The sequence below is a fragment of the Pseudomonas proteolytica genome (genome assembly GCF_007858275.1).
Taxonomy (GTDB): Bacteria; Pseudomonadota; Gammaproteobacteria; order Pseudomonadales; family Pseudomonadaceae; genus Aquipseudomonas; species Aquipseudomonas proteolytica.
Genome location: NZ_VFEV01000020.1, coordinates 25,948 through 40,086, shown reverse-complemented (window position 1 = coordinate 40,086; position 14,139 = coordinate 25,948). Strand labels below are relative to the sequence as shown.

9 protein-coding genes are annotated in these 14,139 nt (G+C 63.5%); 8 read left to right on the top strand and 1 reads right to left on the bottom strand.

What is annotated here, in order from left to right; translation table 11 throughout:
- The first annotated feature begins 14 nt into the window (after positions 1-14).
- Positions 15-692: a GntR family transcriptional regulator gene (locus FIV38_RS15870; protein WP_092235791.1), complete on the top strand. Its 678-nt coding sequence runs from the start codon at positions 15-17 to the stop codon at positions 690-692.
- A gap of 475 nt (positions 693-1,167) precedes the next feature.
- On the opposite strand, the gene FIV38_RS15865 is transcribed toward FIV38_RS15870, so the two are convergent.
- A complete protein-coding gene (locus FIV38_RS15865) occupies positions 1,168-6,027 on the bottom strand; it encodes an NAD-glutamate dehydrogenase (RefSeq protein WP_029294799.1) in 4,860 nt (1,619 codons plus the stop codon).
- 447 nt (positions 6,028-6,474) lie between these two features.
- Between FIV38_RS15865 and FIV38_RS15860 the strand changes: the two genes are divergently transcribed.
- The 7 genes from FIV38_RS15860 to FIV38_RS15830 all read left to right on the top strand — a co-directional run bounded on the left by FIV38_RS15860 (position 6,475) and on the right by FIV38_RS15830 (position 13,919).
- Complete coding sequence (locus FIV38_RS15860) at positions 6,475-6,828, top strand: hypothetical protein (protein ID WP_092235787.1); 354 nt, start codon at positions 6,475-6,477, stop codon at positions 6,826-6,828.
- A gap of 251 nt (positions 6,829-7,079) precedes the next feature.
- Positions 7,080-8,039 (top strand): AAA family ATPase, encoded by a 960-nt coding sequence (locus FIV38_RS15855; RefSeq protein ID WP_003218556.1) that lies wholly within the window; start codon positions 7,080-7,082, stop codon positions 8,037-8,039.
- A gap of 5 nt (positions 8,040-8,044) precedes the next feature.
- Positions 8,045-8,977: a DUF58 domain-containing protein gene (locus tag FIV38_RS15850; RefSeq protein ID WP_029294789.1), complete on the top strand. Its 933-nt coding sequence runs from the start codon at positions 8,045-8,047 to the stop codon at positions 8,975-8,977.
- The gene (locus FIV38_RS15845) at positions 8,974-9,468 is read left to right on the top strand and encodes a DUF4381 domain-containing protein (protein ID WP_029294787.1); all 495 of its coding nucleotides are present in this window, start codon (positions 8,974-8,976) and stop codon (positions 9,466-9,468) included. The genes FIV38_RS15850 and FIV38_RS15845 overlap by 4 nt, the downstream gene beginning before the upstream one ends.
- Positions 9,461-10,549, top strand: coding sequence for a vWA domain-containing protein (locus tag FIV38_RS15840; protein WP_029294785.1), 1,089 nt, complete (start codon positions 9,461-9,463; stop codon positions 10,547-10,549). The genes FIV38_RS15845 and FIV38_RS15840 overlap by 8 nt, the downstream gene beginning before the upstream one ends.
- Positions 10,546-12,282 carry a VWA domain-containing protein gene (locus FIV38_RS15835; protein WP_092235783.1) on the top strand — a complete coding sequence of 579 codons (1,737 nt, stop codon included), beginning with the start codon at positions 10,546-10,548 and terminating at the stop codon, positions 12,280-12,282. Before FIV38_RS15840 ends, FIV38_RS15835 begins: the two co-directional genes overlap by 4 nt.
- A complete protein-coding gene (locus FIV38_RS15830) occupies positions 12,279-13,919 on the top strand; it encodes a BatD family protein (RefSeq protein WP_092235780.1) in 1,641 nt (546 codons plus the stop codon). Before FIV38_RS15835 ends, FIV38_RS15830 begins: the two co-directional genes overlap by 4 nt.
- The last annotated feature ends 220 nt before the right edge of the window (positions 13,920-14,139 follow it).

Below are 14,139 nucleotides of genomic sequence, written 5' to 3'. Positions count from 1 at the left end.
TTTGGAGACTGGCCATGAGCGCTCACGCCTTGCAACGCAACATCGTTGTCACCGCCCCGCCCGCCATGCGCCTAGTGCCCGGCAAGCGGCCGTCGGTGGAAGACCTCTACCCGCGCCTGTTCGATGCCATCCTGGAACAGCGCATCGTACCCACCAGCCGCTTTACCGAAGAAGGCCTGGCCCAGGAATTTGGTGTCAGCCGCAGCGTACTGCGCCGGGTCCTGGCACGCCTGGCAGAACAACAAGTGATCATCCTGCGCCCCAACCTGCGCGCCCAAGTGGCGGCGCCGGATGCCGAGCAGGTGAAACATATTCTTGAAGCGCGGCGCTTGATGGAAGTGACCGTGGTGCAACTGGCGTGCGCGCAGACCAACCCAGGGCAAGTGCGGCGCCTACGCGAACTGGTGGCCCGCCAGCGGGCATGCGTGGAACAAGGCCAGCAAGGCCCGGCCATCCGCCTGTGTGGGGAGTTTCACCTGTTGCTGGCGGCCATTGCGGGGAACCGGCCATTGGCGCAGTTCCTTAATAGCCTGGTGCCATTGACCTCGCTGGTCATTGCCCGGCAGGGGGCGTTCTCCGGCACCTGGCGTGAGCAGACAGAGATTGTCGAAGCGGTGGAGCGCAGGGATGCGGGCACGGCCGCAGGATTGATGAGCCGGTATCTGGATCACCTGGAGTCGAAGCTTTCGTAAGCCCGTGACGATCAACATGTGGGAACTGGCCTGCGATAGCGGTGGGTCAGTCGATGCATATGTGGCTGGACTACCGCCTTCGCGAGCAAGCCCGCTCCCACAGGGGGTCTTTGTCGGGCAGAGTATTTTGGCCACACCACAGAGCAAATGTGGGAGCTGGCTTGTCGGATCGCCGCACCGCTGCGATGGCGGTGGGTCAGTCGATGTATATGTGGCTGGACTACCGCCTTCGCGAGCAAGCCCGCTCCCACAGGGGGTCTTTGTTGGGCAGAGTATTTTGGTCGCACCACAAATCAAAGGTGGGAGTTGGCTTGCCAACGATGGCGGTGGGTCAGTTGATACATCTCTGCCTGAACGGACGCCTTCGCGAGCAAGCCCGCTCCCGCATTTTGGGTTCCTACATTGAACCGGGTGAAAACAAAAAGCCCCGTATCTCGCGATACGGGGCTTTTGTTTTTAGCGCTCTAGCGGCTGATTACAGCACCGCCTGACCGCTCATTGCCAGGTCCAGCAGTTCACGGTTGGCTACCGCGTACATGGCGTAGTCCGTACCCACCGCAGCACGGATTTCCACCATCATCGCGCGCCAGCGTTCGACCATGCTCGCATTCTGCTCAAGCCACAGGGCCACGCGGGCTTCCATGTCTTCTGGCGCATCGGCCATTTGCAGAACCTTGATGGTGATCGCCCGTTGCTGCCAGTCCACGTCATCGCGGAAGGCTTCGCGGGCCTGGGCCTGCCAGTTGTTGCCCACCGGCAGATCGCTGATCTGCTGCAGGTACCATGGCAAGTCCAGGGCGCTGCCCACGGCGAAGTAGGCCTTGGCCACATCGGCGGCGCTCTGGCCGGTCACGTCGGCGGCTTCGATGATCGGCAGCAGGGTGTACAGGTGCGTGGTACCCGCCACCATGCGCGCCAGCAACTCCGGAACACCGGCTTGAACATACGCCTGGTAACGGTTCTGCCAGCCTTCGCGGGTCGGGCCTTCCAGCAGTTCGTCAAGCTTGAGGCCCAACGCTGCCAGATGCGGGCCGAAGTGCGCCACATCACGCGCCGCATCCTGCTCATTGCGACGGCTGCGCAGGAACCAGCGCGTGGCACGGCGACCCAGGCGCATAAGCTCATCCATCAGCGCCAGTTGCACTTCAGCCGACACCTGGTGGTCCAGGGCTTCGATCTGACGGAACCAGTGCGGGAGGTGGAAGATGTCACGCACGATCACATAGGCGCCGGCCACGTTGGCCGGGCTCATGCCAGTCGACTCTTTGAGCCGCTGCACGAAAGTGATGCCCATGTGGTTGACCAGGTCGTTGGCGATCTGGGTGCTGACGATCTCGCGCTTGAGGCGATGGCGACGCATGGCCTCGGAGAACTTGGCCACCAGGCTCGGCGGGAACGCGGTCTCCATGTCACGGGTCAGGTAGTCGTCATCCGGGACCAGGGACTTGAGCAGCGCTTCCTTGAGGTCGATCTTGCTGTACGAGATCAGCACCGACAGCTCTGGACGGGTCAGGCCCTTGCCGGTGGTGGCGCGCTCGACGAGCTGCTCCTCGGTCGGCAGGTACTCGATGGCGCGGTCCAGCTTGCCACGGCCTTCCAGGTCGCTCATCAGGCGCTTGTACTCGGCAGCACGCTCGTAGGCTTTGCGTGCGGCCAGGGACAGGGCCTGGGTCTGCTTGTAGTTGTTGCCCAACACCAGGTTGCCGACTTCATCGGTCATGCTCGCCAGCAACTGGTTGCGTTGCTTGTCGGTCATGTCGCCAGCCTGCACCACTTCGTTGAGCAGGATCTTGATGTTCACTTCGTGGTCGGAGCAGTCCACGCCACCGGCGTTGTCGATGAAGTCGGTGTTGGAGCCGCCGCCATTGAGGCCGAATTCCACACGACCCAGTTGGGTCATGCCCAGGTTACCGCCCTCGCCCACGACCTTGCAGCGCAGTTCGTTGCCGTTGACGCGCAGCGCGTCGTTGGCCTTGTCGCCCACATCGGCGTGGCTCTCGGTGCTGGCCTTGACGTAGGTGCCGATCCCGCCGTTCCACAACAGGTCCACCGGGGCCTTGAGCAAGGCGTTCAGCAGTTCGGTCGGGGTCAGTTTGTCGGCCTGGATGTCGAAGCGTTCTTTCATCTGTGGCGAGATGGCGATGCTTTTGGCACTGCGCGAGAAGATCCCGCCGCCTTCAGACATGATGCTGGTGTCGTAGTCGCTCCAGGCCGAACGCGGCAGCTCGAACATGCGCTGGCGCTCGACGAAGCTGGTGGCCGGGTTCGGGTTTGGATCGATGAAGATGTGCAGATGGTTGAAGGCGGCGACCAGTTGCAGCTTGTCGGACATGAGCAAGCCGTTGCCGAACACGTCACCGGCCATATCACCGACGCCCACCACCGTGATGCTGTCTTCCTGCACGTTGATGCCGCGCTCACGGAAGTGCCGCTGCACACCGACCCATGCGCCCTTGGCGGTGATGCCCATCTTCTTGTGGTCGTAACCGGCCGAACCGCCGGAAGCGAACGCATCGCCCAGCCAGAAGCCGTAGTCGATGGCGATGCCGTTGGCGATATCGGAGAAGGTCGCGGTGCCTTTGTCGGCCGCCACTACCAGGTACGGGTCATCGTTGTCGTGGCGCACCACGTTCAACGGAGGCACCAGGGCGCCGTCTTTCAGGTTGTCGGTAATGTCCAACAGGCCGGAAATGAAGATGCGGTAGCAGGCAATGCCCTCGGCCGCGATCTCGTCCCGGCTGCCGCCCAATGGCAGGCGACGCGGCAGGAAGCCGCCCTTGGCGCCGACCGGCACGATCACCGAGTTCTTCACCTGCTGGGCTTTTACCAGGCCCAGCACTTCGGTACGGAAGTCTTCTTCACGGTCGGACCAGCGCAGGCCGCCACGGGCGACGTTGCCAAAGCGCAGGTGCACGCCTTCGACGCGCGGCGAGTAGACGAAGATTTCAAACTTCGGCACCGGCTTGGGCAACTCGGGAATGGCGTGCGGGTTGAACTTGAAGCTGAAGTACGACTTGTTCTGGCCGTTGGCGTCAGCCTGGTAGAAGTTGGTACGCAGGGTGGCCTTGATCAGGTCCAGGTAGCGCCGCAGGATCCGGTCTTCATTGAGCACCTGAACGTCATCCAGGGCGGTGAGGATCGCTTGTTCCAGGCGTTGCTGCTTGTCTTCCAGGTCGTCGGCGGTGAGCTTGCGCGCCAGGTAGAAGCGGGTCTTGAACAACCGGGTCAACTCGCGAGCGATGTCGGTGTGGTTGTTCAGGGTGCTGGCGATATAGCCCAAGTCAAAGCCCAGGCGGATCTGCTTGAGGTAACGGGCGTAGGCACGCAGCAGCGCCACGTCACGCCATGGCAGGCCGGCGGTCAGTACCAGGCGGTTGAACGCATCGTTCTCGGCATCGCCGTTGACGATATGCACGAACGCGTCCTGCAGGGTGTCGTTGAGCTGTTGGATATCGAGGTTCAGGCCTTCGGCGGCGGTGAACGCAAAGTCGTGGATCCAGAACTCGCGGCCATTGGCATGGCGCAGGCGGTACGGGAACTCACCCAGCACGCGCAGGCCGAGGTTTTCCAGGATCGGCAGCACGTCGGACAGCGCCAGCGGGGTATCGGCGTGATACAGCTTGCAGTGCAGCTCCTGCTGGCCGGTCACATGGCCCAGCGGCTGATAGAAGCTCATGACCAGCGGCTTGGCTTCGGTCAGGTTCAGCAGGTGCTGCATGTCGACCACGGCCGAGTGCGCGGCAAAGCGCTCGCGGTAGCCGGCGGGGAAGCCCTTGGGGAAGTCCGCCAGCACGTTGGTGCCGTGGGCTTCGCCGAAGCTTTCGACCACCAGGCTCGCGTAGTCGTCCTGCCAGCTGCGGCAGGCCTGCACCACTTCTTTTTCCAGCAGCAGCGGGTCGATATCCAGGCGATTCTTCGGGTCAACCCGCAGGATCAGCTGTACACGGGCCAGCACGGATTCGGAGAAGAAGGTCCAGAATTCGCAGTCCGAGGCCTTCAGGCGATCCATCAGCACTTGCTGGATCTTCTGGCGCACTTCGGTGGAGTAGATATCACGCGGCACGTAGGCCAGGCAGTAGCAGAAGCGGCCGTATGGGTCTTTGCGCAGGAACACGCGGATCTTGTTGCGTTCCTGGATCTGCACGATCGACATCACGGTGCTGAACAGCTCGTCCACCGGGGTCTGGAACAGATCGTCGCGGGGCAGTACTTCGACCACCTGGGCCAGTTCCTTGCCCAGGTGCGCCTTGGCCTGGAAGCCCGAACGGCGTTCGATCTCCGCGACCTTGCGGCGGATATACGGAATCACCCGCACGCTTTCGCCGTACACCGAGGAGGTGTAGAGGCCCATGAAACGGCATTCCTTGATGACCTTGCCGCTGGCATCGATCTGGCGGATCGACACGTAGTCGGGGTAAGCCGGACGGTGTACACGGCTTGGGTGCGCAGCCTTGGCGAACGACAATACTGTCGGTTCGCGCAGGTAGGCCACGGCGTAGTCTTCGATGCGCAGGTCTTCGGCAGTGAGGCCGGCGCGCAGCAGCTTGGTCAGGCCGAGGAAGGAATCGGCGTCATACTCCAGATGACCGCCGTCCTGCTCGTCGCGTACCACAAATTCTTCATAGCCCAGGAAGGTGAAGTGGTTGCCCACCAGCCATTCCAGGAAGCTCTTGATCTCGGCCTTTTCTTCGCCCTCGATGGCGAACTGGCTGTTGTCGATACCGTCCAGCAGTTCCTGGACCTTGGCCTTCATCGGCTCGAAATCAGCCACGGCCACGCGCACTTCGCCCAATACCTGCTGAAGCTCCGTGCTCAGCACGTTCAGCTCGGCGGCATTGGCGCAGCGGTCGATCTCCAGGTACATCAGCGATTCTTGCAGGACGTCTTCGCCCTGGGTGCCTTTGGGCAGGATTTCCAGCAGCTCGCCCTTCTTGCCACGGCGCACGCTGAGTACGGTGGTTTGCAGGGTGTGGATGCTGTAGCCGCGGCGGTTCAGTTCGGTACGTACCGAATCGACGAGGAACGGCAGGTCATGGTGCAAGACCTCGACCGCGGTGTGGGTCGATTGCCAGCCGTGGCGTTCGTAATCGGGGTTGTAGACGCGCACTTGCGGCTGGGTGTGATCAAAGCGCTCAAGCAGGCGCCAGGCAGACAGGGAGCAACCGGCCAGGTCGGACATGCGACGCTGGGTCAACTCGTCCAGGGAAATGATGCCGAAGAATTGTTCAGCGAACAGCGCCACTTGTGGCAGTGCCTGTTCACTGATGTGCTGCGCCAGTGCCGCTTGCAGTTGATGCTGGAAGTCGGCTTTGCTGGCTGCGGTGAAGAACGCCATCTGTGGTACTCCGCTTGGGCTTGTTATTGATGGAAGCGTCGCGTGTTATCCCCTTGCGGGGAGACCGTCATTTCTGTTCGTCGGTAACCATAAACGAATCAGGGTGACAGGTGGGTGAAGCTGGACAAGACAATGAGGTCACATGCCGCTGGCGGATGACGGTACAACGGGCAGGTCAGCGTCACGCTGCAGGCACATACGTTGCGCAGCTTAACGAGTGTGGGAAGCGGCCTGCTTGCGATGCTGCGACATATTCGGTCATCAGCACGCAGCGCACCGGTTGCAATTTGTGCAACCTGAAATAACCGGTAGCAAAACAGGCTATTTTCCAGCCCGCGAGTGCCAGAAATGACTGATCCGGGCCCTGAGGTCATAACAGCATGCAGCACAAAATCGGCCGCAATGGCACAATTGCCACGCTGCGCCCTCTCCCACACAGGATTCCCCATGCAACTGACCACCGCCCACCTGCTCGCCACCCCGTGCGATGACGAAGAAGACAACATGGCCATGCTCTGCTGCCACGGCACCAATGGCGAGATGTTCATGCTGTCCCGTTATCCGGATGAGGACGAGGTGGAGCTGACCTGGGACTACGAACCTTCGACCCTGGACGGTTTGAAGATCACCCTGGGCGCGACCACCTTGCTGGTAGAGATTGGCGCGGCAGATAAGGACGCGCTGGGCGGCAGCGATCACCTGCAGATCAAGCACAGCACGCCGGAATCGGACCTGGCCGAGGTAGAAGAAACCTTGCAGAACATTCTCAAGGGCACCGGCACTTACATCCGCACGCCTTGATTGGCGGCTGCAAAATCGCCATCGCGGGCAAGCCCACTCCCACATTTGAACGCGCCACAATCCAAATGTGGGAGCGGGCTTGCCCGCGATGAGGCCCTCATCGACGCCAAAAACCTCAGACCTTTCCCACAAACCCCAAAAAATACCCCCCGGTTCGTTAGTCGCCAGCCCCTCCAATGCATTAAAGTAAGCCCCCCAGGCCCTGGCATTTTTCACACGCCCCAGGCTCATCTTTCCAGGAACCGTCATCGATGGAACATCGTGAAGCGCTGCTCGCGCTGCGAACCTTTCTTTCTACGCAGATTCTCGGCCAGGAAAAACTCATCGAGCGCCTGCTCATTGCCCTGCTCGCCGACGGCCATATGCTGGTAGAAGGCGCTCCCGGCCTGGCCAAGACCAAGGCCATCAAAGAGCTCGCCGAAGGCATCGAAGCACAGTTCCATCGCATCCAGTTCACCCCCGACCTGTTGCCCGCCGACATCACCGGCACCGAAATCTATCGCCCGGAAACCGGCAGCTTCGTGTTCCAGCAAGGGCCGATCTTCCACAACCTGGTGCTGGCGGACGAGATCAACCGTGCCCCGGCCAAAGTGCAATCGGCCCTGCTCGAAGCCATGGCCGAGCGCCAGGTCAGCGTCGGGCGCAGTACCTACGAACTGTCGCCGCTGTTTTTGGTGATGGCCACGCAAAACCCCATCGAGCAGGAAGGCACCTACCCCCTGCCTGAAGCCCAGCTCGACCGCTTCCTGATGCACGTCAAGATCGGCTTCCCCGACGCTGCCGTGGAGCGCCGCATCCTGCAACAGGCCCGTGGCGAAGCCCTCAATGGCGAGACCAAGCCCGAGCGGCGGGTCAGCCAGCAGGCGATTTTTGCCGCGCGCAAGGAAATCCTCGGCCTGTACATGGCCGATGCCGTGGAGGAATACCTGGTGCAACTGGTCATGGCCACCCGCACCCCGGCCAAGTTCGACCCGGAGATGGCCGAGTGGATCGCCTACGGCGCCAGCCCTCGGGGCTCGATCGCCCTCGACCGCTGCGCCCGGGCCCACGCCTGGCTGGCCGGGCGCGACTTTGTCAGCCCCGAAGATATCCAGGCGGTGCTGTTCGACGTGTTGCGCCACCGCATCATCCTGTCCTTTGAAGCCGAAGCGGCCGGTATCGACCAGGACCGTGTGGTGCAACGCATTCTCGACGTCGTTGCCGTCGCTTGAGCCCCATGAACGCCGGCGATGGAATCCGTATTTCCCTCAGCGAGTTGATCGAGATGCGTCATCGCGTGCGGGAGGTGCAGCTGTTTTCGACGCCGAGCCAGCGCAGCCCGTTGATCGGCCTGCACCACTCCAAGCTGCGCGGGCGCGGGGTCGACTTCGATCAGGTGCGGGTGTACCAGGCGGGTGACGATGTGCGCACCATCGACTGGCGGGTCACGGCGCGTACCCAGGAGCCCCACACCAAGCTGTTCCATGAAGAGCGCGAGCGGCCGATCTTTATCATGGTCGAACAAAGCTGCCGGCTGTTCTTCGGCTCCGGGCTGATGTTCAAGTCGGTTCTCGCAGCGCAAGCCGCCAGCCTGATCGGCTGGGCCGCGCTGGGGCACAACGACCGGGTCGGCGGCCTGGTGTTCGGTGATAACGAGCACTATGAAATCAAGCCACGACGCAGCAAACAAAGCCTGCTGCAACTGCTCAACCGCCTGGTACGGGTCAACCAGAGCCTCGACACCGAGAGCCGGCCCGAAGCCGATGCCCTGGGCATGGCCCTGCGCCGTGGCCGCGAAGTACTGCGCCCCGGCAGCCTGGTGATTGTGATCTGCGATGAACGTGCCCTGACCGAAGGTGCTGAACAACAACTGAGTTTGTTGTCGCGCCATTGCGACCTGTTGCTGCTGCCCGTCTCGGACCCGTTGGACCACGCCCTGCCCGCCGCCGGCCTGCTGCGCTTTGCCGAACGGGGCGCACAACTGGAAATCGACACCTTGAACTTCGAGCTGCGCCAAGCCTACAAGGCCCAGGCCGAAGCGCGCATCGCCCGCTGGGAACTGCTCGCGCAAAAGCTACGGGTATTGCTGATGCCCTTGAGCACCCAGAGCGAAATGGTCGAGCAACTGCGCGAATACCTCAACCCGCAACGCCCGGTGAAAAAGCCATGAGCAGCCTGGACCAACTGCAACCGCTGATTGCCCCGCCGGCCATTGGGTTCTGGCCTCCGGCGCCCGGCTGGTGGCTGTTGCTGGGGTTGATCCCCCTGCTGGGTTGGGGCCTGTGGTGGCTGCGCCGTTTTCTGCCGGGCAAACGCCCGCTGGCCCGGGCCGAACAACCCCTGGACCCCGTGCGCATCGCCGCCCTCGCGGAACTGGCGCTGATGCCCAAACCCTACGATGGCGCGCCGGCCGGCGCCTGGCTGCAGCAGCTCAACGGCCTGCTCAAGCGCCTGTGCCGCAACGACTACCCCTACAGCCAGAGCCACACCCTCAATGGGCGCAAATGGCTGGCGTTTCTCGACAACCGCTGCCCGGCGGCCGGCCTGACGCGGTGGATGGTGCTGGTGGAAGGCACCTACAAACCCGAATGCAAACTCGACGACAAGGCCATCGCCGGCCTGACGCAAGCCGTCGACACGTGGATTCGCAAGCATGTTTGAGTTCGCCTGGCCGTGGATCTTTGCCCTGTTGCCCCTGCCGTGGGTGATGCGCCTGATCCTGCCGGTAGCCGACAGTGGCGAGCCGGCCTTGAAGGTCAGCTTCCTCGGCGACCTCGAAGGCCTGGCCCGGCGCCGCGCGCGCATCAACCTGCCGGGTTGGCGCCAACAAGCACCGTTCGTGGTCCTGTGGCTGTTGCTGCTGACCGCCGCCGCGCGCCCGGAATGGCTCGGCGAGCCGCTGCCCATTGCCGCCAGCGGCCGCGACCTGCTGGTGGCGGTGGATGTGTCAGGTTCCATGGACTTCCCCGATATGCAGTGGCAGGACGAAGACGTCAGCCGCCTGAGCCTGGTCAAACACCTGCTGGGGGACTTTCTGGAGAGCCGCGAGGGTGATCGCGTCGGCCTGATCCTGTTTGGCAGCCAGGCCTACCTGCAGGCGCCGCTGACCTTCGACCGGCGCACCGTGCGCACCTGGCTGGATGAGGCGCGCATCGGCATTGCCGGTAAAAACACGGCGATTGGCGATGCCATCGGCCTGGCCCTCAAGCGCCTGCGGCAGCGCCCGGCACAAAGCCGGGTGCTGATCCTGGTGACCGACGGTGCCAACAATGGCGGCGAAATCGACCCGCTGACTGCCGCGCGCCTGGCCGCCGAAGAAGGCGTGAAGATCTACCCCATCGGCATCGGCGCCAACCCGGAGCAGACCGGCACCCTGGGCATGCTCGGCCTCAACCCCAGCCTGGATCTGGATGAGCCGGCGCTCAAGGCCATCGCCCAAACCACCGGTGGGCAGTATTTCCGCGCCCACGACGGTGCAGAGCTGCAAGCGATCAAGGAAACCCTTGACCAGTTGGAGCCGGTGGCGCAACAACCGACCCAGGCCCGCCCGACCCAGGCACTGTACAGCGGGCCACTGGCCCTGGCGCTGTTTCTGAGCCTGTTGCTGGTGATCCAGGAGCGCTGGCCGGACAACGCCCTGCAACGCCTGCTCAATAAACTGTCGACCAAGGGCCACTTCCTGCAACAGCACCCACAATGGCGCCAACGCCTTCAACGCCTGCGCTTGCGGAGGCGTCGATGATCGCTTTATGGCCGCACTGGTTTCGTCCCTGGTGGCTGTTGCTGCTGCCCGTGCTTGGCTGGTTGCTGTGGCAACTGTGGCATCGACAAAAGCGCGCCGGGCGCTGGCAGATGATCCTGCCACCCGCCTTCCATGCCGCCCTGCTCAGTGGCGGCAATGGTCGGGAAAGCAAGTCGCCGTGGTTGTTGCTGGGCCTGGCCTGGTTGCTGGCCGTGCTGGCCTTGCTCGGCCCCGGCTGGCAACGGGTTGAACAGATCAGCCAGAAACCCGCCGACCCGCTGGTGGTACTGCTGGAACTGACCCCCGAGATGCTCGCCACCGACAGCCCACCCAACCGCCTGGAGCAGGCGCGGCGCAAGCTGGTGGATCTGCTGCAGGCGCGCAGCGATGCGCAGACCGCCATCGTCGTGTATGCCGGGAGCGCTCATACGCTGGTGCCGCTCTCCGATGACCTGGCCACCAGCCGCAACCTGTTGGATGCCCTGCGTCCCTCGATCATGCCGCAGGCCGGCCATCGTGCCGACCTGGCGGTGGAAAAAGCCCTGGACCTGCTCAAGCACGGCGGCCTCGGCCAAGGCCGCTTGCTGTTGATTGGCTCGTCGCTGTCCAAGCAGGAGCGCCAGGGCATTCGCCTGCTGCTCCAAGGCCAGGCGCCGAGCCTGTCGATCCTCGGCATTGGTAGCCGTGAAGGCACGCCGGTCACCCAGGAAAGCGGCGAGTTCCTCAAGGATGAGCAAGGCGCGATCCTGATCCCGCGCCTGGACAGCCCGACGCTCAAGGCCTTCGCCAGTGAAATGGGCGGCCGCTATCGCCAGGCGCGCCTGGACGACAAAGACTTGCGCAACCTTGGCCTGCTGGACGGCCCGCAAACCCTGCGCGACGACGGCCAGCGCCTGCAGCTGGACACCTGGGCCGACCAAGGCTACTGGCTATTGCTGCCCCTGCTGCTGCTCGCCGCCTGCGCCGGTCGCCGGGGCTGGCTGTTCTGCCTGCCGCTACTGCTGCTGGCCGCACCGCAACCCAGCTACGCGTTCAGCTTTGATGACCTGTGGCTGCGCCCCGACCAACAGGGCCAATACCTGCTCAAGCACAAACGCCCGGCCGAAGCCGCCGAACACTTCGAGAACCCGCAATGGCAAGGTGTGGCCCTGTATGAAGCGGGCAACTACGCCGAGGCCGCCCGGCGCTTTGCCGAAGGCAGTGATGCCTACTCCCACTACAATCGGGGCAATGCCCTCGCCCGCGCTGGCGAGCTGGAAGCGGCGATAGACGCGTATGAACAGTCCCTGGAGGCCCAGCCGGACTTGCAGCCGGCCCTTAAAAACAAAGCCCTCGTCGAAAGCCTGTTGCTGGAAGAACCGGAACCCGAGCCTCCAGCCCCCGAAAAAAACGAGGATGACGAATCCACCCAACCCGGCCAAACTGCGCAACCAGGCGACGATGGCCAGCAAACCAGCGGCGGCGAGCAATCGCCCCAGGGCGCGGGCCAGGCGGGCACCGGCGAAAAACAGCCCGGCACCCCGCCGCCTGCGGGCAATAACGAAGTACCCGGCAGCGAACTGGGCGATGAACAGACCACCACGCCCCCTCTGCGCCCGACGAACGACAGCCTCGACGAGGAGCACCGCCAGGCCCTGGAACAATGGCTGCGACAGATCCCGGACAACCCCGGCGAGTTGTTGCGACGCAAATTCTGGTACGAACAGCAACAACATCAGGACAAGACTCGATGAGCCGCTGCACCCCATTTGTCTTATTGCTAGCGCTGTGGGCCGCTCACGCCCAGGCGGCCGACCTGGCCGCCAGTATCGACCGCAGCCGCGTCAATTCCGGGGAAACGGTGGAGCTGACCATCGAGTCCAACGACGTCACCCAGTTCGGCAAGCCGGACCTGTCACCCCTGGATCCGCTGTTCGACGTACGCGGCACCCGCCAGATCAACCAGCTCACCACCCTCGACGGTAGCAACCACGCGACGACCCGCTGGATCATCACCTTGCAACCCAAGAGCACCGGCACGGTGGTGATCCCACCGCTGCAACTGGGCGAACTCAAGACCCAGGCGATCAGCCTGCAAGTGGACGAAACCCTGGGCCAGGACAGCGACAACCAACTGCAACCGGTGTTCATCGAAGCCAGCCTCGACCAGGACACGGTCTACGTGCAGGCCCAGGCCCTGTTGACCGTGCGCATCTACCATTCGGTGGCGCTGTATGACGACAGCAGCCTGGCCCCTTTGCAGTTGGCCGATGCCCGGGTCGAGCAAGTGGGCGATTCACGCACCTATGAGAAAGTCATCAACGGCGTGCGCCATGGCGTGATCGAAATGCGCTACGGGATTTACCCGCAACACAGCGGGCAATTGCTGATCCCCGCACAGATGTTCAGCGCCACCATGGTCGAACCGCGCCCGGCCCAGGGCACTGCGCCCCAGGCACCAAGGCCTGGCAAGCTGCTGCATGTCAATTCCACCGAGATCCCCCTGACGGTCAAGCCCAAGCCGGCCCTGTATCCAGCGGACGCGCCCTGGCTGCCGGCCCGCAGCCTGAGCCTGGGGGAAAGCTGGAACCCGGAACCTGCGAACGTACAGGTCGGCGACTCCCTGACCCGCATCCTTACCCTCAAGGCCGAAGGCCTGGCCAGCGCCCAGTTGCCGGCGCTGCCGAGCACCGAAATCGCCGGCCTGCGGCGTTACCCCGACCAGCCGGTACTGAGCAACCAGAACAGCGAACGCGGAGTGATCGGCAGCCGCGAAGACCGCGAGGCCCTGGTGCCCAACCGCGCCGGCGCCCTGGAATTGCCCGCCGTGGAAGTGGTGTGGTGGAACACCCACGAAGACCATCTGGAACGCACCAGCCTGCCGGCCCGCACCCTGCAAGTGGCGGTCAACCCCAGCCTGGTGGTCGACACACCGGCCACGCCTACGGTCATCACGGCACCGGATGATGGCCGCCTGTGGATCTGGCAGCTCACCAGCCTGCTCTTCGCCTGCACCACCCTGCTCGGCTTCGGCCTGTGGTGGCGGGCCCGCTCACGGCCGGCGATCCTGCGCGCCGCCCAGACCGGCCCTAGCCCTCGGACTTTGCTCGACGACCTCAAGCGCGCCAGCCAGGCCAACGACCCCCAGGCCACGCGCCAGGCCCTGGATGCCTGGGCCCGCCAGCAACCGGAAACCCTGGCGGACATGGCGGCGCGGTTCGTGCCCTTGTCCGATGCGCTGGATGGGTTGAATGGCGCGCTCTACAGCGAAAGCGGCCAGTATTGGCAGGGCGAAGAGTTATGGCGCGCGGTCAAGGCCATCCCCATGGCCGAACGCGAACAGGCGCCGGTGGCAGACAGCACCAGCTTGCCGCCGCTGTATCCGAAGTAACCACAATTTTGTGCCAACACTACAACCCCTATGGGCGCTGGCTTGCCGGCGATGGTGTCAGCAAGAACGCCGCGTGCATCCAGAAGCCACGCGTTATCGTTGACGTTTGTTCGCGAGTTCAAGCTTGCTCCTACAGGGGTATGCACAGGCTTCAAAAGTCAGGTCGGCGGTCAGGACTCCTAGCTTTTGATGTTGACCTCACTCATCCCGCTAAACCACG